20 protein-coding genes and 1 tRNA gene are annotated in these 26,538 nt (G+C 72.0%); 6 read left to right on the forward strand and 15 right to left on the reverse strand.

From position 1 onward, the window contains the following. Positions 1-3: 3 nt before the first annotated feature. The 3 genes from C1708_RS24455 to C1708_RS24465 all read right to left on the reverse strand — a co-directional run bounded on the left by C1708_RS24455 (position 4) and on the right by C1708_RS24465 (position 2,909). A complete protein-coding gene (locus C1708_RS24455; protein WP_106414691.1) occupies positions 4-918 on the reverse strand; it encodes a chitosanase in 915 nt (304 codons plus the stop codon). Beyond that, the gene (locus tag C1708_RS24460) at positions 915-1,841 is read right to left on the reverse strand and encodes a rhomboid family intramembrane serine protease (protein ID WP_106414692.1); all 927 of its coding nucleotides are present in this window, start codon (positions 1,839-1,841) and stop codon (positions 915-917) included. The genes C1708_RS24455 and C1708_RS24460 overlap by 4 nt, the downstream gene beginning before the upstream one ends. Before the next feature lie 168 nt (positions 1,842-2,009). Continuing rightward, on the reverse strand, positions 2,010-2,909 hold the full coding sequence (locus C1708_RS24465; protein WP_106416473.1) for a hypothetical protein: 900 nt from the start codon (positions 2,907-2,909) through the stop codon (positions 2,010-2,012). A gap of 100 nt (positions 2,910-3,009) precedes the next feature. Here C1708_RS24465 and C1708_RS24470 point away from each other — a divergent pair, with 100 nt between their 5' ends. Then, entirely contained in the window at positions 3,010-3,348 is a 339-nt protein-coding gene (locus C1708_RS24470; RefSeq protein ID WP_106414693.1) for a chorismate mutase, read from the forward strand. Positions 3,349-3,806: 458 nt separating this feature from the next. Then, on the forward strand, positions 3,807-6,365 hold the full coding sequence (gene pepN / locus C1708_RS24480; RefSeq protein ID WP_106414694.1) for an aminopeptidase N: 2,559 nt from the start codon (positions 3,807-3,809) through the stop codon (positions 6,363-6,365). Positions 6,366-6,441: 76 nt separating this feature from the next. Here the strand turns inward: pepN and C1708_RS24485 are convergent, their stop codons facing one another. Then, complete coding sequence (locus C1708_RS24485) at positions 6,442-8,250, reverse strand: bifunctional metallophosphatase/5'-nucleotidase (RefSeq protein ID WP_106414695.1); 1,809 nt, start codon at positions 8,248-8,250, stop codon at positions 6,442-6,444. 239 nt (positions 8,251-8,489) lie between these two features. Here C1708_RS24485 and pyk point away from each other — a divergent pair, with 239 nt between their 5' ends. Next, positions 8,490-9,926, forward strand: a complete 1,437-nt coding sequence (pyk, locus tag C1708_RS24490; protein ID WP_106414696.1) for a pyruvate kinase — start codon at positions 8,490-8,492, stop codon at positions 9,924-9,926. A gap of 19 nt (positions 9,927-9,945) precedes the next feature. Here the strand turns inward: pyk and C1708_RS24495 are convergent, their stop codons facing one another. Continuing rightward, positions 9,946-10,719 (reverse strand): helix-turn-helix domain-containing protein, encoded by a 774-nt coding sequence (locus tag C1708_RS24495; protein WP_106414697.1) that lies wholly within the window; start codon positions 10,717-10,719, stop codon positions 9,946-9,948. Between the two features lie 103 nt (positions 10,720-10,822). Beyond that, positions 10,823-10,897, reverse strand: a tRNA-Leu gene (locus tag C1708_RS24500). Positions 10,898-10,999: 102 nt separating this feature from the next. On the opposite strand from C1708_RS24500, the gene C1708_RS24505 reads away from it, so the two are divergent. Continuing rightward, on the forward strand, positions 11,000-11,659 hold the full coding sequence (locus C1708_RS24505) for an ANTAR domain-containing response regulator (protein ID WP_106414698.1): 660 nt from the start codon (positions 11,000-11,002) through the stop codon (positions 11,657-11,659). Between the two features lie 82 nt (positions 11,660-11,741). Here the strand turns inward: C1708_RS24505 and C1708_RS24510 are convergent, their stop codons facing one another. From C1708_RS24510 to C1708_RS24550, 8 genes are all read right to left on the reverse strand, one after another. After that, a complete protein-coding gene (locus C1708_RS24510; protein WP_106414699.1) occupies positions 11,742-12,458 on the reverse strand; it encodes an ABC transporter ATP-binding protein in 717 nt (238 codons plus the stop codon). Beyond that, positions 12,455-13,534, reverse strand: a complete 1,080-nt coding sequence (locus C1708_RS24515) for an ABC transporter ATP-binding protein (protein ID WP_106414700.1) — start codon at positions 13,532-13,534, stop codon at positions 12,455-12,457. Before C1708_RS24515 ends, C1708_RS24510 begins: the two co-directional genes overlap by 4 nt. A gap of 5 nt (positions 13,535-13,539) precedes the next feature. Further along, positions 13,540-15,366: a branched-chain amino acid ABC transporter permease gene (locus C1708_RS24520; protein WP_106414701.1), complete on the reverse strand. Its 1,827-nt coding sequence runs from the start codon at positions 15,364-15,366 to the stop codon at positions 13,540-13,542. A 5-nt stretch (positions 15,367-15,371) separates the two neighbouring features. Beyond that, entirely contained in the window at positions 15,372-16,304 is a 933-nt protein-coding gene (locus C1708_RS24525; protein WP_106414702.1) for a branched-chain amino acid ABC transporter permease, read from the reverse strand. A gap of 109 nt (positions 16,305-16,413) precedes the next feature. Continuing rightward, positions 16,414-17,646, reverse strand: a complete 1,233-nt coding sequence (locus C1708_RS24530; RefSeq protein ID WP_106414703.1) for a branched-chain amino acid ABC transporter substrate-binding protein — start codon at positions 17,644-17,646, stop codon at positions 16,414-16,416. A gap of 889 nt (positions 17,647-18,535) precedes the next feature. Continuing rightward, on the reverse strand, positions 18,536-18,952 hold the full coding sequence (locus tag C1708_RS24540; RefSeq protein ID WP_106414705.1) for a hypothetical protein: 417 nt from the start codon (positions 18,950-18,952) through the stop codon (positions 18,536-18,538). A gap of 140 nt (positions 18,953-19,092) precedes the next feature. Beyond that, a complete protein-coding gene (locus C1708_RS24545) occupies positions 19,093-19,575 on the reverse strand; it encodes a PaaI family thioesterase (RefSeq protein WP_106414706.1) in 483 nt (160 codons plus the stop codon). Between the two features lie 57 nt (positions 19,576-19,632). Next, positions 19,633-21,912: an FdhF/YdeP family oxidoreductase gene (locus tag C1708_RS24550; RefSeq protein ID WP_106414707.1), complete on the reverse strand. Its 2,280-nt coding sequence runs from the start codon at positions 21,910-21,912 to the stop codon at positions 19,633-19,635. 186 nt (positions 21,913-22,098) lie between these two features. Here C1708_RS24550 and polA point away from each other — a divergent pair, with 186 nt between their 5' ends. Together polA and C1708_RS24560 are read left to right on the forward strand one after the other, a co-directional pair. Further along, positions 22,099-24,825 (forward strand): DNA polymerase I, encoded by a 2,727-nt coding sequence (polA, locus tag C1708_RS24555; protein WP_106414708.1) that lies wholly within the window; start codon positions 22,099-22,101, stop codon positions 24,823-24,825. A gap of 407 nt (positions 24,826-25,232) precedes the next feature. Next, entirely contained in the window at positions 25,233-25,670 is a 438-nt protein-coding gene (locus tag C1708_RS24560; RefSeq protein WP_241911326.1) for a hypothetical protein, read from the forward strand. Here the strand turns inward: C1708_RS24560 and C1708_RS24565 are convergent. Continuing rightward, positions 25,588-26,451 carry a DUF4184 family protein gene (locus C1708_RS24565; protein ID WP_106414710.1) on the reverse strand — a complete coding sequence of 288 codons (864 nt, stop codon included), beginning with the start codon at positions 26,449-26,451 and terminating at the stop codon, positions 25,588-25,590. The genes C1708_RS24560 and C1708_RS24565 overlap by 83 nt on opposite strands. Positions 26,452-26,538: the final 87 nt, after the last annotated feature.

The following is a 26,538-nucleotide window of genomic DNA, read 5'->3' on the forward strand; positions in this document are numbered from 1 at the left end:
TGGTCAGCGCAGGGTGTAGGAGGTCCCGTACATCTCCCAGGTGAGCGGGGTGTCCAGGTCCAGGTTCCCGGCCTGGAGGAAGCGGCGCTGGGCCGTGTCGACGCGGGAGGTGTCGCGGTCCGGGTAGCGGGCGAGCATGGTGGCGCGCCGGACGTCGAGGAAGGCGTCCAGGTACGTCTTCTCCGACCCGCCCGCGGCGGGCGTCTTCGCCCGCTCCAGGGCGCGCTCGCGCAGGGCGTAGAAGCCGTTCTCGTCGGTGCCGGTGCCGTGGAAGACCATCGCGTCGAAGTACACGAACTGGCCCAGGGTGCCCAGGCCGTCCAGCTTGGCGAGGCGGACCGCCGGATCGAAGTAGACCCGGTCGCGCTCCGCCTCCTGCGCCGCGCGGAACTCCGGCAGCTCCGCCTCCGTCTTCCACGCGTCGGTGAAGCCGGGGTCCAGCCCCTCGAGCGAGTCGGTGCCGTCGACCTTCCGCAGGGCCGGCAGGTAACGCGCGAGACCGTTGCCGGGACGGCTCTCGGTGTAGTGCTCCACCAGGGTGAGCAGATCGTGGGTGCCGGTGCAGAAGCCGACGATGCCCGCGGTGTAGCCGCAGTCGTCGCCCCCGTCCTCGATGACCCCGTAGGTGGAGCGCCAGTCCGTGGTGGAGTGCTCGGCGCTCGCCACCAGCCGGTGGGCCAGCTCCTTCTTGTCGGGGGCGGCCAGCCCCGGCGGCAGGGAGGCGATGATCTCGTCGTCCTTGTCCCGCCGCTGCCCGTGGTCCTGCTCGGCCCGGTCCTTGACGTCGTCACGGGAGGACTGCGCGCTGACCGAGGACGGGGCGGCCGGCGCGTCGGCGGCCCCCGACGGCAGGACGAAGTACACCGCCGTGGCGACCACGGGGACGCCCGCGAGGAAGAGCACACCGGCACGTTTCACTGGGGGATCCCTCCACCTGTCAGTTCCGACACCTTCGCCGCCGCCAGGACGGCGAGCAGCACCACCAGCCCCGCGCACGCGCCGGCCTGCACCGGGACGCGGCGCCCGTCGCGCGGCGCCCAGGCGAACGCGAGCGCCGCCAGCCCGCCCGTGAGCAGCCCGCCCAGGTGACTCTGCCACGAGGTGAACACCGCGGAGACCACCAGCCACAGCAGCAGCCCGGCCATGAAGCGGTTCACCCCGCGCAGGTCGGCGCCCACCCGCCGGGACACCACGTAGAAAGCGGCCCCGACCCCGAACAGCGCGCCGGACGCGCCGACCGTGGGGTCCGAGGGCGCGATCAGCAGCACCAGCACCGAACCGCCCAGCGCCGACAGCAGATACAGCGCGAGGTAGTGGACCCGGCCCAGCATCGGCTCGACCACCCGGCCCAGGCTCCACAGCACCGCCATGTTCATCAGCACGTGGAGGACGCCGAACGTCCCCTCCGCGGGCGGCAGATGCAGGAACGCGCCGGTCAGCAGCCGGTACCACTCGCCGCCCGCGACGCCCTCCGGGGTGAGGTCCGCGGGATACGGCCGCGTCCACACGTAGTGGCCGCCGTCCGGGCCGAGCAGCCCCGCGCCCACCATCGCGAACCGGTCCACGACCTCCGGCCGGACCACCTCCGCCAGGTACACCAGCGCGTTCACCGCGATCAGCGCGTACGTCACCACGGGCACCACCGAGACCCGGCCGCCCACCAGAGTGCGCGCCTGCCGCACCGACCGGACGCCCTCCCGCACGCAGTCGGGACACTGGTGGCCCACGGCCGCCTCGCGCATGCAGTCGGGGCAGATGCACCGCTCGCAGCGGACGCAGCGCACCCGGCACTCCACCCGCGGATGGCGGTAGCAGGTGGTGACGGTGGACTCGGGCTCCACAGGCCGGCTCCTCGGCGGGGTCGGGACGGAAACGGCCGGCGGGGGGACGGCGGCGCACACGACGACAGCGGCGAACAAAATAGCGAACAGCCGAGGGGCGGGCGAACGCCGGGGGCGAAATGCCGTGCTCGTGGCGGTCGTCGCGGGCGGGACGCGGGCTCCGGACCACTAGGTGTCGCACTCCAGCACGGACCGGCACAGACCGCACCGCGCCCGCACCCGCCCGGCCACCGGCACCCGGATCCGCTGGTGGCAGGTGGGACACGGGAACGACACCCGCAGCGGACCGTGACCCTCCGCCGAGAACCGGTACGCCGTCTCCCGCCCCGCGCCCGGCGCCTCCGCGTCCCCCAGCGCGTGCCGCCGGTCCCGCGCGTACCGGCGCCGCCCGGCCCACCCCGCCGAGCGCAACGGCGGCTGCTCCGCGTCCCGCCGCGCCAGCGCCAGCCCCTCGCGGTACGCCGTGTACGCCTGCGGGCTGGTGAACCACACCGACGGGTCCTCGCCGAACAGCAGCGCACGCTTCGCCAGCACGTACCCGAACTCCTCCGGCGTGAGGTACCCGAGCTTCTGCGACGACGCCCCGTCCTCCCGGAACGCGTCCAGCAGCAGCCACCCCGCCCCGAGGTACGCCGCCGTGGTGTCCGTGAGGATCTCGTTCTCCCGCGTCGACGGGAACGACAGCCCGAGCCGGTGCAGGTACACGTGCGCCACCTCGTGCGCCAGCGCCGCCCCGATGTCCCGCCGATGCGTGCGGAACCGGTCGTTCAGCTCGACGAAGTACTCCGGACCCGCCGCCAGTTCGACGTTCGCCGCATGCGTCATCTCACGGAACCCGACGATCAGCCGCGCGTCCGGCAGCCGGTAGTGCGTCACCATCTCGCGCGCCACCCGCTGCGCCCCCAGATGCAGGTCGTCCGTGTCGCAGAACGCCACGTCGGCCGGCGCCACGCTCACCGAGAAGGTGCGGACCGTGTCGTACGACAGACGCCGGTACAGCGCCGTGACGGACTCCCGCACCGTCCGCAGATGCGGGTAACCGTGCTCCACCGGTCCGCCGTTCGCCACGTCGCACCCCCGCCGCGCCTGGACCCCCTCCACTGTACGGGCCCGCCCCGCCCGCCGCCGTCTCCGGACGCCCGGCCCGCCCGCCGTAGGCTGAACCGCCATGACCACCAGCAACGCCGCCGGCCCCGACGCCGACCCCGCGGTCCTCGACGAACTGACCCGCCTGCGCGACAGCATCGACAACATCGACGCGGCCGTCGTCCACATGCTCGCCGAGCGCTTCAAGTGCACCCAGCAGGTCGGCCGGCTCAAGGCCGAGCACCGGCTGCCGCCCGCCGACCCGGGGCGCGAGGCCCGCCAGATCGCCCGGCTGCGCGCCCTCGCCGAGAGCGCCAAGCTCGACCCGGCCTTCGCGGAGAAGTTCCTGACGTTCATCATCGCCGAGGTGATCCGCCACCACGAGCGCATCGCCGACGACACCGCGAACGGCGCCTCCTGAGCGGACCGGACGCCGGCCCGGGACGCGGCGGGGAGCGACGCGGCGGCCCGGGCGGCGCGTGCACGGCGTGCACGCCCTGCCGGACGCCGAGCACCGTCCGTCACCTCCCGGACCCGCGTCCGGCCCTGGCGAGGAAGGACGCGCGCCAGGCCGCCCGTCGCCCGCGTCCTCCTCGCCGGCCCCCGCCACCCCCCCTCGCCCCCTGGGCGCCGCGCACCAAGGCGCACCACCTCCACGACACCCGCCGGCGCGGGCGCGCCCCGGAGGCCGAGGCGCGCTCCCCGCGCGCCCGCCTCGACGCGGCCGGCGCCCCCGCCGCACGCCCCGCGCCACCCCTCCCGCACGCGCACGTGCCCCCCGCACAGCCCCCGGGGGCGCACACCGCGGAGCCCGGAAGGGACCGGACATAGGCCGCGTACCCCATCCACCCCTGTGCCCGGCAGGCGGCATCAGGCAGCATGGCGTGCATGTCCGTACTGACGCGCGACGAAGCGCAGAACCGAGCACAGCTCATCGACGTCCACCGCTACACGATCGCCCTCGATCTGACCGCCGGGGACGAGACGTTCGACTCCCGCACCCTCATCGGGTTCACCGCCCGCGCGGACGCGGACACCTTCGTCGAGATCAAGCCCGCCGAACTGCGCAGAGTCACGCTCGACGGACAGCCCCTGGACCCCGCCCTCCTCGACGACGGCCGGATCCCGCTGAGGAACCTCACCGCCGGCGGACACGAGCTGCTGGTCGACGCGCGCATGCGCTACTCCCGCACCGGCGAGGGCATGCACCGCTTCACCGACCCCACCGACGGCGAGACCTACGTCTACACCCAGCTCTTCCTGGACGACGTGCAGCGCGTCTTCGCCGCCTTCGACCAGCCCGACCTCAAGGCCGTCTTCGAGCTCACCGTCACCGCGCCCGAGCACTGGACGGTCCTCGCCAACGGCGTCACCGAGCACACCGGCGGCGGCGTGTGGAAGGCCGCGCCCACCCCGCCCGTCTCCACCTACCTCGTCGCCGTCGCCGCCGGCCCCTGGCACTCCGTGCGCACCGAACACCGCGGCCTGCCCTTCGGCCTGCACTGCCGCCGCTCCCTCGCCCCGTACCTCGAGGCGGACACGGAGGAACTCCTCGACATCACCCGCGCCTGCTTCGACCGCTACCACGAGAAGTTCGCCGAGCCCTACCCCTTCGACTCCTACGACCAGGCGTTCGTGCCCGAGTTCAACGCGGGCGCCATGGAGAACCCCGGACTGGTCACCTTCCGCGACGAGTTCGTCTACCGCTCGGCCGTCACCGACACCGAGCGGCAGACCCGCGCCATGGTGATCGCCCACGAGATGGCCCACATGTGGTTCGGCGACCTCGTCACCCTCCGCTGGTGGGACGACATCTGGCTGAACGAGTCCTTCGCCGAGTACATGGGCTACCAGACCCTCAACGAGGTCACCCCCGCGAGCCCCGGCGGACAGCCGCCCCGCTGGCGCGGCACCAGCACCTGGACCGACTTCGGCGTCTCCCGCAAGGCCTGGGGCTACGACGCCGACCAGCGTCCCTCCACCCACCCCGTCGCCCCGGAGCACGTCGAGGACACCGCCTCCGCCCTGCTCAACTTCGACGGCATCTCCTACGCCAAGGGCGCCTCCGCCCTGCGCCAGCTCGTCGCCTGGCTCGGCGAGAAGGACTTCCTCGCCGGCATCAACACCCACTTCGAGCGGTACCGTTTCGGCAACGCCGGCCTCGCCGAGTTCATCGGCTCGCTGGCCTCCGCCACCGAGCGCGACGTGCACGCCTGGGCCGACGCCTGGCTGCGCACCACCGGCGTCGACACCCTCGCCCCCGAGATCCGCACCGGCGACCACGGCGCCTGGGCCCTCACCGTCCGCAACACCGGCGGGCCCGGCTCCACCGAGGGCGGCAGGCGCCCGCACCGCATCGCCGTCGGCGTCTACGACCGCGACCTGCACGACCCCGGACGCCTCGTCCTGCGCGAACGCGCCGACGCCGACGTCCCCGCCGACGGAACCGCCTCCCTCGACACCGGCGGCACCCGCCCCGCCCTCGTCGTCCTCAACGACGGCGACCTCAGCTACGCCAAGATCCGCTTCGACCCCGACTCCCTGACCACCCTGCGCACCCACCTGTCCGGGCTGCCCGACCCGCTCACCCGCGCCGTGGTGTGGAACGCCCTCAGGGACGCCGTACGCGACGGGGAGCTGCCCGCCGGCGACTACCTCGACATCGCCCGCGCCCACCTGCCCCACGAGACCGACGTCGCCCTCGCCCAGGGCGTCCTCGCCTTCGCGTCCGGAGAGGCCGCCGACCACTACCTCACCCCGGACCGGCGGCCCGCCGCGCTCGCCACCCTCACCGACCTGTGCCGCGACCTCATCCGCCGCACCGAGGACGGCGACCACCCGGGCCTGCGCCTGGTCGCGGTGCGCCACTGCATCGACGCCGCCGTCCGCCCCGAGACCATCGCCGCCTGGCTCGCCGAGGGCACCGTCCCCGGCGGCCCCGAACTCGACCCGGAACTGCGCTGGCGGATCCTCGCCCGGCTCGCGGTGCTCGGCGCCGTCGACGAGTCCGCCATCGCCGGGGAACTGCGCCGCGACCCCAGCGCCACCGGCCAGGAGGGCGCCGCCCGCTGCCGGGCCGCCCTGCCCGACCCGGACGCCAAGGCCCGCGCCTGGGAGGCCATGTTCGGCTCCGACGACCTGTCCGCCTACCTGTTCACCGCCACCGCCCAGGGCTTCTGGCAGCCCGAGCAGGCCGAACTGGTCCGCCCCTACGTGGCGCGCTACTTCAAGGACGCCGTCGCCCTCGCCGCACGCCGCGGACCCGCCATCGCCACGGCCGCCGGACGCTGGGCCTTCCCCGCCCACGCCGTCGACGCCGAGACCCTGGAACTCGGCGAGAAGACCCTGCGCAGGGCCGACCCCGTGCCGGCCCTGCGCCGCCAGTTCACCGACCGGCTCGACGACCTGGCCCGCGCCCTGCGCGTCCAGCAGGCGTGACAGCGGACGGGAACCCGTCGGGGGCACCGCCGGACGGACCGGCGGCGCCCCCGACGGGCACCCCCGCGAGCGACGGTCAGAACACCGGCGTGCCGTCCCGGGTCAGCCGCCAGCCCTGCGACGCGAAGTCCTTGGGGTCGAACACGCCCCTGGCCGTCACCCACTCCGCGATCCGGGTGCGGATCTCCGTCGACTCCGCCCACAGCTCCGGCGCCGACGCCACGTGCGGGAACGCCCCGCCGCCGTTGGCGCGGTAGTTGTTCACCGCCAGCACGAACCGCTGCGCGTCGTCCACCGGGGCGCCGTCGAACCTCAGGTTCCTGATCCGCGACCCGGCCGGCCGGGCGATGTCGATGTCGTACGTGACACCCGACACGTAGTCGTAGTTGTAGTCCGGACGGCCGTTCGCGTTGGTCAGCCTCTCCACGTCCACCGGCGCGTCCGCGGCGGTCCGCACGAAGTACTCCGCCGAGTACTCCAGGTACGCCCGCACCTGAGCGCCCGTCATCAGCTTCGCCACCAGCGTGTTGTCGTACACGTACAGGCCGGACAGGTCCCGGACGGTCACCTCGCCCGCCGGGATCTCGCTGGTCCGGGAGAACGGCGACGCCTGCGACAGCACCGGCAGCGCGGCGTGCTCCGTGCCCGCCAGCGCCTCCCGGACCACGTCCTCCTGCACCTTGCTGATCAGGTCGATGACCGGCGCGTCCTTGTACCGCGCCTCCACCGTCGTCAGCGTCTCGGTCGCCGTCCCCACCACCTGGTTGACGTACGCCACCACCCGCGCGTGCTCGTCGCCCAGCAGCCGGGTGATCCGCGGGTCGTCCTCCACCGACGCCGCGTCCCGCAGCGACGCCCTCACCGACTCCACCCGCCAGCGGCCCCGCTCGAGGACGAGCTCGATGTCGAACAGCGTCAGCCGCTCCGCGTAGCACAGCGGCTCCGACAGCACGACCTCCCTGCCGGTCCTCTCGTTGGTCACCCGCAGCTCCGCGATCTCCGCGTGCGCGTGGCCGACCAGGATGGCGTCGATGCCCGGCACCCGCCGCGCCACGTCCGCCGCCGCGTTCTCCACGTGCGGCAGCTGGTCACCGTAGGAGGAGGTGCCGGAGGTGCCCGAGTGGGCGGAGACCACCACGACGTCCGCGCCCATCGAGCGCAGCTTCGGCACCCACCTCGCCGCCTGCTCCTCCAGGCCCGGGAAGGTCAGCTTGCCCCGCACGTAGGCCTTGTCCCAGATCGCGATGCCCGGGTTGGTCAGCCCGAGGACCGCCACCTTCACCGGCGGGGCGCCCCTCACGTGGAACTTTTTGACGAAGTACGGGGGGAAGGCGGGCTTCAGCGTCCTCGCGTCGAGCGCGTTGGCGCCCAGCAGCGGGAAGTCGCACTGCTCCTCGAACGCCCGCAGCGTCTCGATGCCGTAGTTGAACTCGTGGTTGCCGAGCGCCACCGCGTCGTACCCGATGGCGTTCATCGCCTGTGCCATCGGGTGCACCGGACCGCCCTCGGCGGTGATCGGATCCACCTTCGCGTAGTAGTACGCCAACGGGGTGCCCTGGATGGTGTCGCCCGCGTCCAGCAGCAGCGTGTTCTCCCGGCCGCGCTCCTCGCGGATCCGGTTCACCAGCGTGGACACCCGGGCCAGCCCCTGCGCGTTGCCGTCCTTGTCCTGGTACTCGGCGTCCTTGAAGTAGTCCCAGTTGAAGACGTGACCGTGCAGGTCCGTCGTGCCCATCACGGTCAGCGCGTACCGCTTCACCGGCTTCTCCCCCCGTCCCGCCGGCGCCGCGGCCTCGGCCGCGGGAGCGGCCGCCGCACCCGCCAGCGCCACCCCCGCCCCCGTGACGGCAGACTTCCTGAGGAACTTCCGGCGGTTCAAGGGCATGTCAGGTTCTCCTCGTACGACGACGGCGCACAACGCGCGTAGATGCGCCCGACGATTCTGACCTGAACACGTCGATCCGGAACACCCCCCTCAGGTGTCGATCCGGTGACCGGCCCCGCACGCTCACCGGAGCGGCCCACCGCACAATTCGGCACTTGTCAATACCCTTTCACCCGCAAGCCGTTCAGCCGTCACCCGCCACCACATCACTACCCACGGGTAAGGCCTAGGGTCGAACCATGCGCCGAGCGAAAATCGTCTGCACCCTGGGTCCCGCGACGGACTCGTACGACCAGATCAAAGCCCTGGTCGACGCCGGAATGGACGTGGCCCGCTTCAACCTCAGCCACGGCGAGCACGCCGAGCACGAGGAGCGGTACCGAAAGGTGCGCAAGGCCGCCGACGAGACCGGCCGCAGCGTAGGACTCCTCGCCGACCTCCAAGGCCCCAAGATCCGCCTGGGCCGCTTCGCCGAAGGCCCCGTACTCCTCGAACGCGGCGACCCCTTCACCATCAGCGTCGAGGACGGCGTCGAAGGCGACCGCCACCTCTGCGGCACCACCCACGCCGGCCTCGCCGAGGACGTCACCCCGGGCGAACGCGTCCTCGTCGACGACGGCCGGGTCACCCTCGAGGTCACCGCCGTCGACGGCCCCCGCGTCCACACCACCGTCGTCGAAGGCGGCGTCGTCTCCGACCACAAGGGCCTCAACCTCCCCGGCGTCGCCGTCTCCGTGCCCGCCCTCTCCAAAAAGGACGAGGACGACCTGCGCTGGGCGCTGCGCACCGGCTTCGACGTCGTCGCCCTCTCCTTCGTGCGCAGCGGACGCGACATCAAGGACGTCCACCGCATCATGGACGAGGAGGGCCGCCGCCTCCCCGTCATCGCCAAGATCGAGAAACCCCAGGCCGTCCAGGCCCTCGACGAGATCGTCGCCGCCTTCGACGGCGTCATGGTGGCCCGCGGCGACCTGGGCGTCGAGATGCCGCTCGAACAGGTCCCCATCGTCCAGAAGCGCGCCGTCGCACTCGCCCGGCGCAACGCCAAGCCGGTCATCGTCGCCACCCAGATGCTCGACTCGATGATCGACAACGCCCGGCCCACCCGCGCCGAAGCCTCCGACGTCGCCAACGCCGTCATCGACGGCACCGACGCCGTGATGCTCTCCGGCGAGACCAGCGTCGGCAAGCACGCCGTCGAGACCGTGCGCACCATGGCCCGCATCGTCGAGGCCGCCGAGGAGGACATCCTCGCCCGCGGCCTGCCCCCGCTGACCGAACGCGACAAACCCCGCACCCAGGGCGGCGCCGTCGCCCGCGCGGCCGCGGAGATGGGCGACTTCCTCGGCGCCCGCTTCCTCGTCGCCTTCACCCAGTCGGGCGACACCGCCCGCCGCCTCTCCCGCTACCGCTCACCCATCCCCCTGCTCGCCTTCACCCCGGACCCGGCCACCCGCTCCCAGCTCAGCCTCTCCTGGGGCGTCGAGACCTTCCTCGGCCCGCACGTGGACTCCACGGACGCCATGGTCGACCAGGTCGACGAACTCCTGCTGCGGTACGCCCGCTGCGCCGAGGGCGACACGGTCGTCATCACCGCCGGCTCCCCGCCCGGGGTCTCCGGCTCCACCAACATGGTCCGCGTCCACCACATCGGCGAGGACGACCGCCCGAAGTGACCGCGCACCGCGTCCCGGGTCAGTACTTGGGACCCACGTGGAGATCCATCAGGGCGACGGACGCCTTGCGGGCCACGGAGACGTCGTAGGGGTCGCTGCCACGGGCCGACGCCGTCCATTCGACACCGACCTTGTCCAGCGTGTCGGTGAAGAGCTTCCTGATGTCGTCGGACTTGTTGGTGAAGAAGTACCGCGGGTACTCGTAGCGCTTGCGCTCGCCGGCGACCGCACGGGTCGTCCAGTTGGTGATCCGGCAGCCGTCCGAATGGACGAGCCCGCGGATGAACGCCCAGGGGTGCGCGTCGACGACCGCCTGCTGCCAGGGCTCCAGGGCGATGGTGCGCGTGTGCTTCATGCCCGGTCCGTGCTGAGGGAAGAGACAGGGCCAGTGCTTGCTGGAGCTGGTCACCACCACACAGCCCTGTCTCCGCACGCGGCAGACGCTGTTGTCGGGTCTGACAGCGCGGAGTGCCGCCTCGCACTCGTCGATGACGCCCGGCCACGCCTCGTCCAGGACGACGCGCATGTAGCAGACGCCTCTGCGGTGGGTGCTGATGCAGCCGTCGCCGAGGTACAGGCCGAGAAGGTGGGCGTACGCGCCGGGGTCGTCAGGGACGCCGGGAGTGGCCTGACAGCGGGGGCAGGACGTGCCCGCGCGCCCGAGCGGCTCGATGCGCGTTCGCCAGGAGCGGATGGCGTACCTGGACACGCCCATCTCTTTGCTGACGGCGTTCAGACTGCGGCCCTGCGCCACCAGTTGCAGCGCCCGTCGGCGTGTGCCCATGTCGTACATGTGGCCACTCTGAGGCCCCGGCCACGAGAGCGTGCAGCAAAAAGTGGATGTTCACGAGAACGTGCACATCCACTTCGTAGTGACCTTGGAACCCAAGGAAAGGTGCCCCGGGTCGGACTCGAACCGACACTGTATGGGTTTTGAATCCATTGCCTGCTGCCAATTGGGCTACCGGGGCCCGAGGAATCAAAGGTTTCCCCTCGACCCTTTGCGCGACCACCTTACCGCAGCTAGGTAGGCTCTTGTCAGCAGAGTTCTGCCTCGCACCAAGGAGCCCACGTTGAGCGCCCCCGAGTCGCCCCAGCCCGCAGACGTGTCCGACGACGACAAGTCGCACGTGCCGCCGATGACGACGCGCGTCGTCATCGCCGAGGACGAGGCACTGATCCGGCTCGATCTCAAAGAGATGCTCGAGGAGGAGGGGTACACGGTCGTCGGCGAGGCGGGCGACGGTGAGCAGGCCGTCGAGCTGGCCCGTGAGCACCGCCCCGACCTGGTGATCCTCGACGTGAAGATGCCCAAGCTGGACGGCATCTCCGCGGCCGAGAAGATCGCTGAGGAGTCCATCGCCCCCGTGCTGATGCTGACCGCCTTCTCGCAGCGCGACCTGGTGGAGCGGGCGCGGGACGCGGGCGCGATGGCGTACCTGGTCAAGCCGTTCAGCAAGAGCGACGTGGTGCCCGCGATCGAGATGGCGGTGTCGCGGTTCACGGAGCTGAAGGAGCTGGAGCGTGAGGTCGCCGACCTCAGCCAGCGTCTGGAGACGCGCAAGCTGGTGGACCGCGCCAAGTCGGTGCTGCAGACGCAGTACGGGCTGACCGAGCCGGCCGCGTTCCGCTGGATCCAGAAGACCTCGATGGACCGGCGCATGTCGATGCAGCAGGTGGCCCAGGCGGTCATCGACGACGCCGAGGAGAAGAAGGCCGCGAAGGGCGGCTGAGCGGGGCCGCCGCCCCCTGAGGCACGGGTACGACGAAGGCCCGCGCTCCCGTACCGGGGGCGCGGGCCTTTCGCTCGCGGGTTCAGTCCTCGCCGAGGTAGGCCTTGCGGACCGACTCGTCGTGGAGGAGGTCGCGGCCGGTGCCGGAGAGGACGATGTTGCCGACCTCCATCACATGGCCGTGGTCGGCCAGCGACAGGGCCGCCTGGGCGTTCTGCTCGACGAGCAGGATGGTGGTGCCCTGGGACTTCAGCTCGGCGATGGTCGCCATGATCTTCTGCATCATGATCGGCGACAGACCCATGGAGGGCTCGTCGAGCATGAGCAGCTGGGGCCGGGACATCAGGGCCCTGCCCATGGCGAGCATCTGCTGCTCACCGCCGGAGAGGGTTCCGGCGGCCTGCTTGCGGCGTTCCCCGAGGATGGGGAAGAGGTCGTAGGCGCGCTGGATGTCCTGCTCGATGCCGGCCTTGTCGCTGCGCAGGAAGGCGCCGAGGCGGAGGTTGTCCTCGATCGTCATGCGCGGGAAGATGTGCCGCCCCTCGGGGGAGTGGGCCAGTCCGAGCGAGACGATCTTGTGGGCGGGGACCTTCTTCAGCGACTTGCCGTTGAACCTGATCTGGCCGCCGACCGGCTTGAGGAGTCCGGAGAGCGTGCGCAGGGTGGTGGTCTTGCCGGCGCCGTTGGTGCCGATCAGGGTGACCACTTCGCCGGCGCCGACGCTGAACGAGATGCCCTTGACGGCCTGGATCTTGCCGTAGGCGACTTTCAGGTCCTCGACCTCGAGGAGTGCGGTCATCGGTCGTTCTCCTTGCCGGGCGCGGCGTCCGTGGGGGCGTCGGCCTCCGTCTCCGCCTGTGCTTCTGTCTCGGCGTCCGTGGCGGGTTCGGCGTCCGTGGCGGCTGCGGCTCGCGCCTCGGTGTCCGGCCGTGTGTCCGCGTCAGCCGTTCCGGCGGGCGCCGGGGTGCCGGACGCCTTGGCGGGGGTCCGGGGCCGGCCCGCTGCCTCGGCCGCCGCTTCGGCGGCCTCGACCTCGGCGGCCTCCGCGGCCCCGGGGTCGTTCGCCAGCGGTTCGCCGATGTAGGCGGCGATGACCCGTTCGTCGCCCTGGACCGTGGCGGGGTCGCCCTCGATCAGCTTCTGTCCCTGGACGAGGACGGCGACCCGGTCGCAGAGGTTGAAGATGAACCGCATGTCGTGCTCGATGACGAGGACGGCGGTGCCCTGGTCGCGGATGGCGAAGATGAGTTCTTCCGCGGCCCGGGTCTCCTGGGGGTTCATGCCCGCGGTGGGCTCGTCGAGGAGCAGCAGTCCCGGTTCGCTGGCGAGCGCGCGGGCGATCTCGAGCTTGCGCTGCTCGCCGTAGGGGAGGTTGCGGGCGAGCTGGTCGGCCTTCTCGGCGAGGCCGACGAACTCCAGCAGTTCCATGGCGCGGGCGCGGGAGGCGGCCTCGGCCTTGTGGAAGCCGGGCCCGCGCAGGACGGCCGACCAGAAGCCCTCCTTGGTGCGGGTGTGGCGGCCGACGAGGACGTTCTCCAGGACCGTCATGTTGGCGAACAGCCGGATGTTCTGGAAGGTGCGGGCGATGCCGGCGGCGGTCACCTTGAAGGACTTGGGCGGGAGCACCTTGTCCTTGTAGCGGACCTCGCCCTCGGTGGGGATGTACAGCCCGGTGAGGCAGTTGAAGAAGGTGGTCTTGCCGGCGCCGTTGGGGCCGATCAGGCCGACGATCTCGCCGCTGCGGACGGTGAGGTCGACGTCCCGGACGGCGGTGAGGCCGCCGAACCGCATGGTGACGCCGCGTGCGTCGAGGACGACGGTGCCGGGGGCGGGCGCGCCCGCGGCGGTGTCCTTGGTGGTGGTGTCGGTGGTCATGGTGGTCAGGCCCCCGTCTTGCTCAGGACTGTGGGCGCGTCGGCCTCTTCGTGGAACTCCAGCTGGCGGCGCCGGTTGGGGATGAGGCCCTCGGGACGGAAGCGCATCAGCAGTACGAGCGCGATGCCGAACGCGAGGAGCTGGTAGTCGCCCAGGAACTGGAGTTTGTTGGGGATGAGGAAGAGCAGCGCGGCTCCGATGAGGGGTCCGGCGATGGTGCCCATGCCGCCGAGCACGACCGCGGCGAGGAGGAAGGCGGAGTTGGGCGGGGTGGTGCCGGCGAACAGGTACTGCTCGGGGGTCACGGTGTAGGTGACGTGCGCCTGGACCGTGCCGGCGAGGCCGGCGAGGGTGGCGCCCACGGCGAAGGCGATGAGCTTGACCCGGAAGCCGTTGATGCCCATGGCGAGGGCGGCGGTCTCGTCCTCGCGGATGGCGACCCAGGCCCGGCCGATGCGGGAGTCGCCGCTGCGCCGGAAGACGAGGACGACGACGGCCGTGATGAGCAGCATCAGGAAGAAGTAGTTGGCGAACCGGCCGATGGTGAAGCCGCCGATGTCGTGTGCGACGCCCAGGTCGAAGCCCAGGATGTTCAGGTCCGGGATGGACGCGATGCCGTTGGAGCCGTTGGTGAGGTCCGGGCCGGAGGTGCCGTCGGTGTTGTTCACGGCGATGCGGAAGATCTCACCGAAGCCGAGGGTGACGATGGCCAGGTAGTCGCCGCGCAGCCGCAGGGTGGGTGCGCCGATGAGCACGCCGAAGATGAGCGAGGCGACGGCGCCGACGAGGACGGCGGCCCAGAAGGGGAAGTGCACGCCGAAGGGCGAGCTGGGCGAGCCGGAGACGAGTGCGGCCGCGTAGGCGCCGACGCCGAGGAAGGCGACGTAGCCGAGGTCGAGCAGGCCGGCGAGGCCGACGACGATGTTCAGGCCCAGGGCGACGGTGGCGAAGATGAGGATGTAGACGCCGAGGGTGGCGTACTGGTCGTCGGTCTGGGTGAAGGGGAACAGGGCCGCCGCGACGAACGCGCCGCAGACGGTGATGTTCTGGTGGCGGGCGCTGATCTGGGAGGCGTGGGCGATCAGGCCGGAGCGGTTCAGTGCGCTGAAGCCGAAGCCGGCGGTGATCAGGAAGCCGACGAACAGCTCGTCGTACTCGGTGCCGATGCCGTAGGTGAAGACGGTCAGGGCGACCGCCAGGACGGCGACGATGATCAGGATCTCGGCGTAGGACGGCAGTGTGCGCACGGGGCGCGGGGAGCCGGAGGCGAAGGCCGCCCGCAGCACCGCCAGGGCGTGTCCGGTGTCGTGTGTGAACCGTTCCCAGCCGCCGGCCTCGGGGTCGATCGGGTCGGGTTCGGGGCGCTCGAAGGGGAGGGCCAGGGCGCCGACGAGGGCGATGAGCGTGGCGGCGGCGACGAGGTAGCCGCCCGGTTCGAGGTTGACGACGCCGCCGAGTTCGGCGCTGATCGAGACGACGGTGTACCAGGCGGTGGCGAAGGTGCCGAGCACGGCGTACTTCACGGCCGCGTCGGCGCCGGCCGGGGTGAGCCAGCCCAGTCCTCTGACGCCGTGGGAGGCGAGGCAGAAGAGGGTGGCGAGGGCGCCGCCGACGAGGACGAGCACCTGGAGTCCGCCCGGGTAGCCGTAGACGGTGAGGTCGCCGGGGAAGGCGGAGGTCCAGGTCCAGGCGAGGAAGGTGGATATGACGGCGAGGACGCTGCCGCCGGTGGCGAGGGCCCGCGCGAGGTTCGCGGGGATGCCGATGAGCCCGGAGGGGGTGTTCGGGGCGGGTGCGGCCACGGTCTTCTGTGCTGTGGTCTGTGTGGTCATCGGTGTCACGCCCTGTCCGCGACGCGCTCGCCGAGCAGGCCCTGTGGCCGGAACAGGAGCACGAGGATGAGGAGGATGAAGGCCCAGACCTCGGCCCAGGACTGGCTGCCGAACTGGTCCAGGCCGGGGATGTCGGCGATGTAGGCGGTGGCCAGGGTCTCGACGACGCCGAGGACCACACCGCCGATCATGGCTCCGTAGATGTTGCCGATACCGCCGAGCACGGCCGCGGTGAAGGCCTTGAGGCCGAGGATGAAGCCCATCTTGAAGTCGATCTGGCCGTACTTCAGGCCGCTGGCGACACCGCCGACGGCGGCGAAGACGGCGCCGAGGGCGAAGGCGATCACGATGATGCGGTCGGTGTTGACGCCCATCAGCTTCGCGGTGTCCGGGTCCTGCGCGGTGGCCTGCATGCCGCGGCCGGTGCGGGTGCGCATGACGAAGTAGGCGAGGAACGCCATGCTGAGGGGTGCGGCGACGAGCAGGAAGATGTCGCCGGTCTGGATGGTGGCGCCGCCGATGGTGAACGGGCCGCCTTCGATCTGCGGGAAGGCCAGCTTGGACTTCGCCTCCGGGTAGAAGGCCCAGACGGCCTGCTGGAGTGCGAGGGAGAGTCCGATGGCGGTGATCAGCGGGGCGAGCCGGGGCGCGCCGCGCAGCGGGCGGTAGGCGAACCGTTCCGCTCCGATGGCGACCAGCACCGAGGCGATCATGGCGCCGATCAGCATGAGCGGCAGGGCGACCCACATGGAGGTGCCGTCCGGCAAGACGTACAGATGCACGGTGATGGCGCCGAAGGCGCCGACCATGAAGATCTCGCCGTGGGCGAAGTTGATGAGCTGGACGATGCCGTAGACCATTGTGTAGCCGATGGCGACCAGGCCGTACATGGATCCCAGTAGCAGGCCGTTGACCAGCTGCTGCGGCAGTTCGTTCACCGCATGTCCTCCGAGACTTTCGGGTTCGACGGATGGGCCGGAACCGAGTCCGCGCAGGGCGCCAGTGGAACAGCGCCCCGCGCGGCTCGTGTGAGTGGTGCGGGGGAGGTCAGCCGGTGAAGGTGCCGGACTTCACGGTGGTCCAGTCGCCGCCCTTGACGGTGTAGACGGTGAGCTGCTTGTTGGTCGCGTCACCGAACTCGTCGAAGGAGACCTTGCCGGTCACGCCGTCGAAGGAGACGTTCTGCATGGCGTCGACGACCTTGGCGCGGGCGTCGTCGGGCAGCTTGCCGTCGTTGTCGTCGACGACCTTCTTGACGGCCTCGATGATGGCCCAGGCGGAGTCGTAGGAGTAACCGCCGTACGCCTCGTAGTCCTCCTTGTAGCCCTCGGCCTTGTAGTTCGCGACGAACTCCTTGGCGGACGGCAGCGACTCGACGGGCGCGCCGACGGAGGTGGCGAGGTCGCCGGTGCCGGCCGCGCCGGCCAGCTTGATGAAGTCGGCGCTGTAGATGCCGTCGCCGCCGACCAGCGGGATCTTGGCGCCGGCTTCCTTGATCTGCTTGCTCAGCGGGCCGGCCTGCGGGTACTCGCCGCCGTAGTAGACGACGTCGGCGCCGGAGTTCTTCACCTTGGTGGCGACGGCGCTGAAGTCCTTGCTCTCCGGGTTGATGTGCTCGGTGCCGACGACCTGGCCGCCGAGCTTCTTGAACTCCTCGGTGAAGGTGGCGGCCAGTCCGGCGCCGTAGGTCTTCTTGTCGTCGATGACGAAGACCTTCTTCTTCTTGGCGTCGTTGTAGACGTACTGCGCGGCGAACGGGCCCTGGATGGCGTCCGTGGTCGCGGTGCGGAAGTACGACTTGTACGGCCGTTCCTTCTTGGTCTGCCAGTTCACGCCCTGGGTGAGGGCGGGGTTGGTGTTCGCGGGGGAGACCTCGACCAGCTTGGCGGTGTCGAAGACCTTCTGCATCGACTCGCCGACGGAGGAGTTCAGCGGGCCGACGACGCCGAGCACGTCCTTGTTGGCGACGAGCTTGGTGGCGTTCTGCTGGCCGACGGAGGCCTGGCCCTGGTCGTCGAGCGCCTCGATCTTGAAGGTGACGCCCTCGACGTGCTTCTCCTTGTTGGCGATCTTCGTGGCGAGGTCCACGGAGTTCTTGATGCCGAGGCCGAGCGCGGAGAGGTCGCCGGTCAGCGGCGCGTCGACGCCGATGACCACGGTGGTGTCACCGTTGCCCGAGTCCGAGCCGCCGCCGTTGTCGTCGCGTGAGCCGCAGGCGGTGAGGGTGAGTGCACCTGCCGCCAGGGCGGCGGTGATGGAGATGAGCGAACGTTGACGCACGATCCAGTCCTTTCCCCTGACAGCCGCTTCCCCGTGGAAACGGCCGAGTCGAGCGCTGGGCCGAGTGAGAATCAGGCGGCGCGGTGACTGGCCGTGACTCTAAGCGTGTGGGGGGAATGCGGAGGAGACTCTGGCCAAGGCTGTGACGCTCTTGTTATGACACGACGTATTGCAGAGCGGTACTGAGTGGGGAGAAGAGCTGAATTCCCGCCGATTTGCCCTGTCCGCATGGTGAGAAACCGCAGGAACCGGCGGGGGTGATCCAGGTGTATCAGGCGTTTTGCTGATTACCGGAACCCGTTGCCGCAGGCCGCCTCCAGGGCCGCGGACAGGTCCCTCGCGTACCGGGCGCCGAGGATGTAGCTGTGCACCTCTTTTGCGCGCGTGTTACGCAGTGTTACGTCCAGGAAAGGGAGTCCGGCGTTCCGTGGCACTTTTCCGCATTCCGTCACGCGGACGGTCACGGTGATCTTGCGGGACATGCCCCCTTTCACTCGTAAAGGAGTGGTCGGATCGGATCCGAGGGACAGGCCCGCGTAGGGCTGGGAAATGTCCAGGACGATCACCGGAGCATCGGATTCCGAAAACGCTTGTATTGTGAATTCAAATTCAGGCAAAGTCGCCCGCGCGTCTCTGACCTGCATGGACAGGTAACGGAAGGACGTCGTCTGACTCGGGAAGCGGGGTTCGGGCGGTGGTGCGGGGCGTGGGCGCGTGAGGTGGAGGGCGAACCCGCCGACGAGTACGGCGACGGCGAGGAGCGCGCCGGCCGCGGTCCGGCGGCGGCGTCCCGGCGTGCGTGCGGACGGCCTGTTCCGGGGGTGCGGGGCGACGGGAGCGGGGTCCGACGGGCGCGTGTCACCGTCCGGTTCGACGGGACCGATCCCGCTCATCGCCAGGGCCCCTCACCGGGCCCTCCGGAGCGGTACCACGCGACGCACCCCTCGCGCGCCTGACGTCCTGCCACCCTGCCGACATCGCGCGCCCCTTCGCGCCGGGCGGCGCGCGCGGCCTCCACCACCTCGCGCAGGATCTCGTACTGGCCGCCGGACATGCCCATGGACTGGTAGTCACCGTAGCCGCGGCCGTCGAGCACCTCGCGCGACCAGTGGCCGACGATGCGGACGCAGAGGTCCACGTCGGAGGTCGCCCGGGAGGACGGGGAGGTGTGGGCCGCGGGGGAGGCGTCACGCGCTGTGCCCGGGCCGGCCGTACCGCACCCGGCCACGGCCAGGGCCGCCGCGAGCACGGCCGGGAGGGGCGCGCGGAACGCCCCGGCGCCGCGAGAGGTGCCGCCCCGTCCCATGACACGGAACGCTAGAGCGCCCGCCGGCCGCGGGCAAGGGCGGCGACGGGCGCGGTGCCACGGGAGCGGGACGGGTGTGCGGGGGAGCGCGAGGCGTGCGGGGTGCGCGGTGCCGAGGGCTCCCCGCACCCCGGCGGCCGTCAGCCGGCCGCCTTCTCCGCGTCACCGGGCCGCGCGTCCCGCAGCAGGCAGGTCAGCCGGGCGGTGCACACCCGCTTGTCCGCCTCGTCGGTGATCACGATCTCGTACGTCGCCGTGGACCGCCCCCGGTGCACCGGGGTGGCGACTCCGGTGACCAGACCGGAGCGGACCCCCCGGTGGTGCGTGCAGTTGAGGTCCACGCCGACCGCCATCCTGCCCACGCCGCCGTGCAGCATCGAGCCGACCGAGCCCAGCGTCTCCGCCAGCACGGCGGACGCGCCGCCGTGCAGCAGGCCGTAGGGCTGGGTGTTGCCCTCCACCGGCATCGTGCCGACGACGCGCTCCGCCGACGCCTCCGTGATCTGCACGCCCATCCGCGTGCCGAGGTGGCCCGCCGAGAACAGCGCCTGGAGGTCCACACCGAGCGCGGCGTACTCGTCGATGACCTCCTGCGGGAACTTCACCTGCTGCGGCTCTCCCATGGGCCCGGCTCCAATCGTGCGTCGGTACGTTCGTACGTCTGTGCCCTGAGCGCACGCTCAGTCGGTCGCCGATTGTTCCAGACGCACCACGACCGACTTGCTGGCCGGGGTGTTGGAGATGTCCGCGGTGGCGTCCAGCGGCACCAGGACATTGGTCTCCGGGTAGTAGGCGGCGGCGCACCCCCGTGCCGTCGGGTAGTGCACGACGCGGAAACCGGGCGCCCTGCGCTCCACACCGTCCTTCCACTCGCTCACCAGGTCGACGTAGGAGCCGTCCGCGAGCCTCAGCTCCCGGGCGTCCTCCGGGTTCACCAGCACCACGCGGCGCCCGTTCCTGATGCCCCGGTAGCGGTCGTCCAGGCCGTAGACCGTGGTGTTGTACTGGTCGTGCGAGCGCAGCGTCTGCAGCAGCAGCCGGCCCTCCGGCACCTGCGGGCACTCCACCGGCGCCGCGGTGAAGTTGGCCCTGCCGGTCGCGGTGGGGAAGCGGCGCTCGTCGCGTGGGGCGTGCGGGAGGGCGAAGCCGCCGGGGCGCGCCACGCGCGCGTTGAAGTCCTCGAAGCCGGGCACCACGCGCGCGATGCGGTCGCGGACCGTCGCGTAGTCCCTCTCGAACTCCTCCCACGGCACGTCGTCCTCCGCGCCGAGGACCCGGCGGGCCAGCCGGCACACGATGGCCGGCTCCGACAGCAGGTGCGGGCTCGCCGGCTCCAGCCGCCCGCGCGAGGCGTGCACCATGCCCATGGAGTCCTCCACCGTCACGAACTGCTCGCCGCCCGCCTGCAGATCGCGCTCGGTGCGGCCCAGCGTCGGCAGGATCAGGGCGCGCGCGCCCGTGACCGCGTGCGAGCGGTTCAGCTTCGTCGACACGTGCACCGTCAGCCGGGCCCGGCGCATCGCGGCCTCGGTGACCTCGGTGTCGGGGGAGGCGGCGACGAAGTTGCCGCCCATCGCGAAGAACACCTTCGCCGCCCCGTCGCGCAGCGCGCGGATCGCCCGGACGACGTCGTGGCCGTGCTCGCGCGGCGGCGCGAAGCCGAACTCCCGCTCCAGGGCGTCCAGGAACGCCGGCGCGGGCCGTTCGACGATGCCCATGGTGCGGTCGCCCTGCACGTTGGAGTGGCCGCGCACCGGGCACACGCCCGCGCCCGGACGGCCGATGTTGCCGCGCAGCAGCAGGAAGTTGACGATCTCGCGGATCATCGGCACGGAGTGCTTGTGCTGGGTCAGGCCCATCGCCCAGCAGACGACGATCCGCTCCGAGTCCAGCACCATCCGCAGGAACCGCTCGATGTCCTCGCGCGCCAGGCCGGTCGCGGCGAGCGTGGAGTCCCAGTCGGCGGCGCGGGCGGCCTCGGCGAACTCCTCGAAACCGTGGGTGTGTTCGCGGACGAACTCCTCGTCGACCGCGCCCGGGGTGTCCAGGACCAGCTTGTTCAGGAGGCGGAAGAGGGCCTGGTCGCCGCCGATGCGGATCTGCAGGAACAGGTCGGTCAGCGCGGTGCCTGCGGTGAGCCCCTTGGGCGTCTGCGGGTTCTTGAAGCGCTCCAGGCCCGCCTCCGGCAGCGGGTTGACGCTCACCACGCGCGCGCCGTTCGCCTTGGCCTTCTCCAGCGCGGACAGCATGCGCGGGTGGTTGGTGCCCGGGTTCTGCCCGGCGACCACGATCAGGTCCGCCCGGTACAGGTCCTCCAGCAGCACGCTGCCCTTGCCGACGCCGATCGTCTCCGACAGGGCCGAACCGGAGGACTCGTGGCACATGTTGGAACAGTCGGGCAGGTTGTTCGTGCCGAGCTTGCGCGCGAAGAGCTGGTAGAGGAACGCGGCCTCGTTGCTGGTGCGGCCCGACGTGTAGAAGACGGCCTCGTCCGGGGAGGACAGCGCGGCCAGTTCCTCGGCGACGATGTCGAAGGCGCGCTCCCAGCTCACCGGCTCGTAGTGATCGGCGCCCTCCGGCAGATACATGGGGTGGGTCAGCCGGCCCTGCTGCCCCAGCCAGTACCCGCTGCGGCGGGCCAGGCCGGAGACCGGGTGCGCGGCGAAGAACTCCGGGGTGACCCGGCGCAGCGTGGCCTCCTCGGCCACCGCCTTCGCACCGTTCTCGCAGAACTCCGCGCGGTGCCGGTGCTCCGGCTCCGGCCAGGCGCAGCCCGGGCAGTCGAAACCGTTCTCCTGGTTGACGCCGAGCAGCGTCAGCGCCGTGCGCCTCACACCCATCTGCCGGTGGGCCATGCGCAGGGTGTGACCGATCGCGGGGAGCCCGGCGGCCGCCCGCTTCCGCTCGGCCACCTTCGGAGCGTCCTGGACCGGATCACCCTGGGGCGGCTTCGTTGCCATCGCGCACTCCTGTTCACGCACACGTGTGAGGTGGATCTCCGATCCTCCCACGGGGTCCGGGCCGGGGCGGAGGGAAGGGAGCGCGGATCTCGCGGGCGAGGCTCGCGGGGCCGCGCCCCGGTGCGTCGGAGGTGCGCGGCGCGGGGGCGGGAGCCGGTGTCGGTGGGGCGTGGCAGGATCGGACCCGTGGCAGAGACAGCATCGAAGAAGACCGACCAGACCTCCGGCGGGACCCGCCCGCGCCTGATGCTCATGGACGGGCACTCACTGGCGTACCGCGCGTTCTTCGCGCTGCCCGCGGAGAACTTCACCACCGCGACGGGCCAGCCGACGAACGCGATCTACGGCTTCGCGTCGATGCTCGCCAACACCCTGCGTGACGAGGCGCCCACGCACTTCGCGGTCGCCTTCGACGTGTCCCGCAGGACATGGCGCTCGGAGGAGTTCACCGAGTACAAGGCGAACCGCTCCAAGACCCCCGACGAGTTCAAGGGCCAGGTCCAGCTGATCGGCGAGCTGCTCGACGCGATGGGCGTGCCCCGCTTCGCCGTCGAGGGCTTCGAGGCGGACGACGTCATCGCCACGCTCGCCACCCAGGCCGAGGCCGAGGGCTTCGAGGTGCTGATCGTCACCGGCGACCGCGACTCCTTCCAGCTGGTCTCCGACCACGTCACGGTGCTGTACCCGACCAAGGGCGTCTCCGAGCTGACCCGCTTCACCCCGGAGAAGGTCTTCGAGAAGTACGGCCTGACGCCCGCGCAGTACCCGGACTTCGCAGCCCTGCGCGGCGACCCGTCGGACAACCTGCCCGGCATCCCCGGCGTCGGTGAGAAGACCGCCGCGAAGTGGATCAACCAGTTCGGCTCCTTCGCCGAGCTGGTCGAGCGGGCCGACGAGGTCAAGGGCAAGGCCGGGCAGAACCTCCGCGACCACCTGGAGTCCGTCAAGCTCAACCGCCGGCTCACCGAGCTGGAGCGCCAGGTGGAGCTGCCGAAGGGCGTGCTCGACCTGGAGCGCACCGCCTACGACCGCAAGAGCGTGGCGATGATCCTCGACACCCTGGAGATCAGGAACCCCTCGCTGCGGGAGCGGCTCTTCGCCGTCGACCCGGGCGCCGAGGAGGCCGAGGCCGCCCCGGTCGTCGCGGACGGCGTGGAGGTCGACGGCACCGTGCTGGGCACCGGCGAACTGGCCGGCTGGCTCGCGGAGCACGCCACCGGCCCGGTCGGCGTCGTCGCGGTCGACACCTGGGCGCTCGGCACCGGCTCCGTCGCCGAGATCGCGCTGGCCACGGCGGAGGGACCGGCCGCCTGGTTCGACCCGGCCGAGCTGGACGAGGCCGACGAGCAGGCGTTCCGCGCCTGGCTCGGCGACGCGGCCCGCCCCAAGGTGTTCCACAACGCCAAGCGCGCGATGCGGGTCTTCCCCGAGCACGGCTGGCGGATCGAGGGCGTCACCATGGACACGGCGCTCGCCGCGTACCTGGTGAAGCCGGGCCGCCGCTCCTTCGACCTGGACGCCCTGTCCCTGGAGTACCTGCACCGGGAGCTGGCGCCCGCCGCCGCGCCCGACGGGCAGCTCGCCTTCGGCGCGGACGACGGCGCCCAGGCGCACGCGCTGATGGTGCAGGCCCGCGCCGTCCTCGACCTGGGCGAGGCCTTCGAGGGCCGCCTCGCCGACGTGGGCGCCTCCGACCTGCTGCGCGACATGGAGCTGCCCACCTCCGCCCTGCTGGCCCGCATGGAGCGGCACGGCATCGCGGCCGACCGGGCGCACCTGGAGGCCATGGAGCAGATGTTCGCCGGCGCCGTGCAGCAGGCGGTGAAGGAGGCGCACGCCGCGGCGGGGCACGAGTTCAACCTGGGCTCGCCCAAGCAGCTCCAGGAGGTCCTCTTCGGCGAGCTGGCCCTGCCCAGGACGAAGAAGACCAAGACCGGTTACACCACGGACGCCGACGCCCTCGCCTGGCTCGCCGGACAGACGGACAACGAACTGCCGGTGATCATGCTGCGTCACCGTGAGCAGGCGAAGCTCCGCGTCACCGTCGAGGGCCTGATCAAGACGATCGCCGCGGACGGCCGCATCCACACCACGTTCAACCAGACCGTCGCCGCGACGGGCCGGCTGTCCTCCACGGACCCCAACCTGCAGAACATCCCGGTCCGCACGGACGAGGGCCGCGCCATCCGCCGCGGTTTCGTGGTCGGCGAGGGCTTCGACGCGCTGCTCACCGCCGACTACAGCCAGATCGAGCTGCGCGTGATGGCCCACCTCTCCGAGGACGCCGGTCTGATCGAGGCGTTCACGTCCGGCGAGGACCTGCACACCACGGCCGCCGCCCAGGTGTTCTCCGTCGAGCGGTCCGCGGTGGACGCGGAGATGCGCCGCAAGATCAAGGCGATGTCCTACGGCCTGGCCTACGGCCTGTCCGCCTTCGGCCTGTCCCAGCAGCTGAACATCGAGGCGGCGGAGGCGCGCGCCCTGATGGACGCCTACTTCGAACGCTTCGGCGGCGTACGGGACTATCTGCGCCGCGTCGTGGACGAGGCGCGGGCGACGGGGTACACGGCGACGCTGTTCGGCCGCCGCCGCTACCTGCCGGACCTCAACAGCGACAACCGCCAGCGCCGCGAGGCGGCGGAGCGGATGGCGCTGAACGCGCCGATCCAGGGCACGGCGGCGGACATCGTCAAGATCGCCATGCTGAACGTCGACCGCGCCCTGCGCGAGGCGGACCTGCGCTCCCGCATGCTCCTCCAGGTCCACGACGAGATCGTCCTGGAACTCGCCCCCGGCGAGCGCGAACAGGTCGAGGACCTGGTCCGCCGCGAGATGGCGTCCGCCGTCGAGCTCCGGGTGCCCCTGGGCGTCTCGGTGGGCGCGGGCCCGGACTGGGAGTCGGCGGCGCACTGACGCGGTGCGCGGGGCCGGGCGCGGCGTCTGCCCCTGCGGGTGAACACCCGCGCGCCCGCGGCCGGGCGCCTGCCCCCCCTCCGGCCGGTGCGCCGCCGCGCAGCGGCACGGAGGCGCCGGTACACGCCGGCCGGGCCGCCGTCCGCCCGGCCCGTCCCCGTGCGGCCGGCAGGCCGGCGCCCGCGGTTCCGCCCCGGCGGTGGCCGCCGGTGGCCGGGCGGCGCCCTCGCCGGGGGCGGTCGAGCGCCCCGGCCCGCCGTGCCGCCCCGAGGCGTCCGCAGGGCGCCGTGACCGCAGGCCGGGCGGGGTCCGGGAGGGTGTCCCGGCGTCTGCCGGGCTCCCCGTGCTTCACTCGCCTGGCCCTCGCAGGGGAGCCCGCGCCGGGGTGGGCGGAGAGCATGCCAGGCATGGGTATACGCATGCCTCACCGCAGAGCGGCACCCCCGCGGGCCGACGCCGACGGACCCACCGCCCAGGCGTTTCCGCCGGTCCCGGTCTTCGCGGCCGCCGCAAGCACCGCCCGCGTCCCCGGCGGCCTCACGGCCGCCCTCCGCGACGCCGCCGCCCGGCTCGGCGTCCGCGTCACCGACGGCCGGCGGAGAACCGGCCGCACCCCCACCGCCCCGGGCGCCGGGACGGAACAACCCCCGTGGCGGCTGTGGGCCGAGCTGGCCCGCGCCTACCTCACCCTCGTCCTCACCCTGCTGCCCCGGCCCCGCCCGGTCCGCACGGTCACCGTGTTCGTCGCGGCGAGCGAGACCCTCAGCGTGCGGCCGTACGGTCCGGCTCCCGCGTATCCGCGCCCGCAGGCCCCTCCGTGGCCGGGACCCGACGCCACACCCTGACGGCGACGGCGTACACCGGCAGCGCGGCGACCAGCCCCGCGCCCGCGCCGAAACAGACGGTCGGGATCAGCTCGTAGGGCTTCGCCATGTGGCCCCAGTGGGCCCACCACCGGGTGGCCCGCAGCACCGCCGCCACGACCGCGCATCCGCCGAGCAGCAGGGCGGCCCCCCACCGGTCGCCCGCCGACAGCGCCGGCACCCCCGGGGGCACCGCGTCCCCGGGGACCGCGCGCCGCAGCGCCCGCGCCGCGAACGCCACCAGGACGACCGCGGCCACCAGCGACGTCCCGTACTGCGCGTACCAGAACACCGGCGAACCCCCGATCTCCCGCTCCAGCACGGGGAACAGCCGCGTCCCCCACCGGTCGTGATGGGTGAACGCGTCCCACACCACGTGCGTCAGCGCCCCCAGGACGGCGGACACGTACCAGCGCGCCGCCAGGGACGCCCGTACGCGCGCCCGGGGCGCGCCGCAGCGCACCAGCGCCGCCACCCGCCCCTGACGCGCCCGCGGCAGCAGCGCCACCAGCGGCTCCCGCACCAGCAGCCACAGCCCCGCCAGCGCCCAGGCGATCAGCACGTCCACGGTGAACACGCCCCAGCCGGCGTGCGTCACGTCGCCGAACTCCATCGCCCCGGACACCGCACTGGCCGCGTAGTAGGTCATGTCGGGCGCGAAGCTGCCCGCGACCAGCACGGCCGGGACCAGCGGCCCGCGGCCCGTCCCGTCGGTGCGGACGGCCGGCAGGACCGCCGCCGCGTGGCTGAGTGTGAACGGCAACGGGACTCCTCGCAGCGGGGGTTGACCGGGGGCTTCCGGACTCGTCGGCCGGCGGCCCCGGCGCCGGGCGGACCCCAGTATTCGGCA

The sequence above is a fragment of the Streptomyces sp. DH-12 genome (assembly GCF_002899455.1).
Classification (GTDB): domain Bacteria; phylum Actinomycetota; class Actinomycetes; order Streptomycetales; family Streptomycetaceae; genus Streptomyces.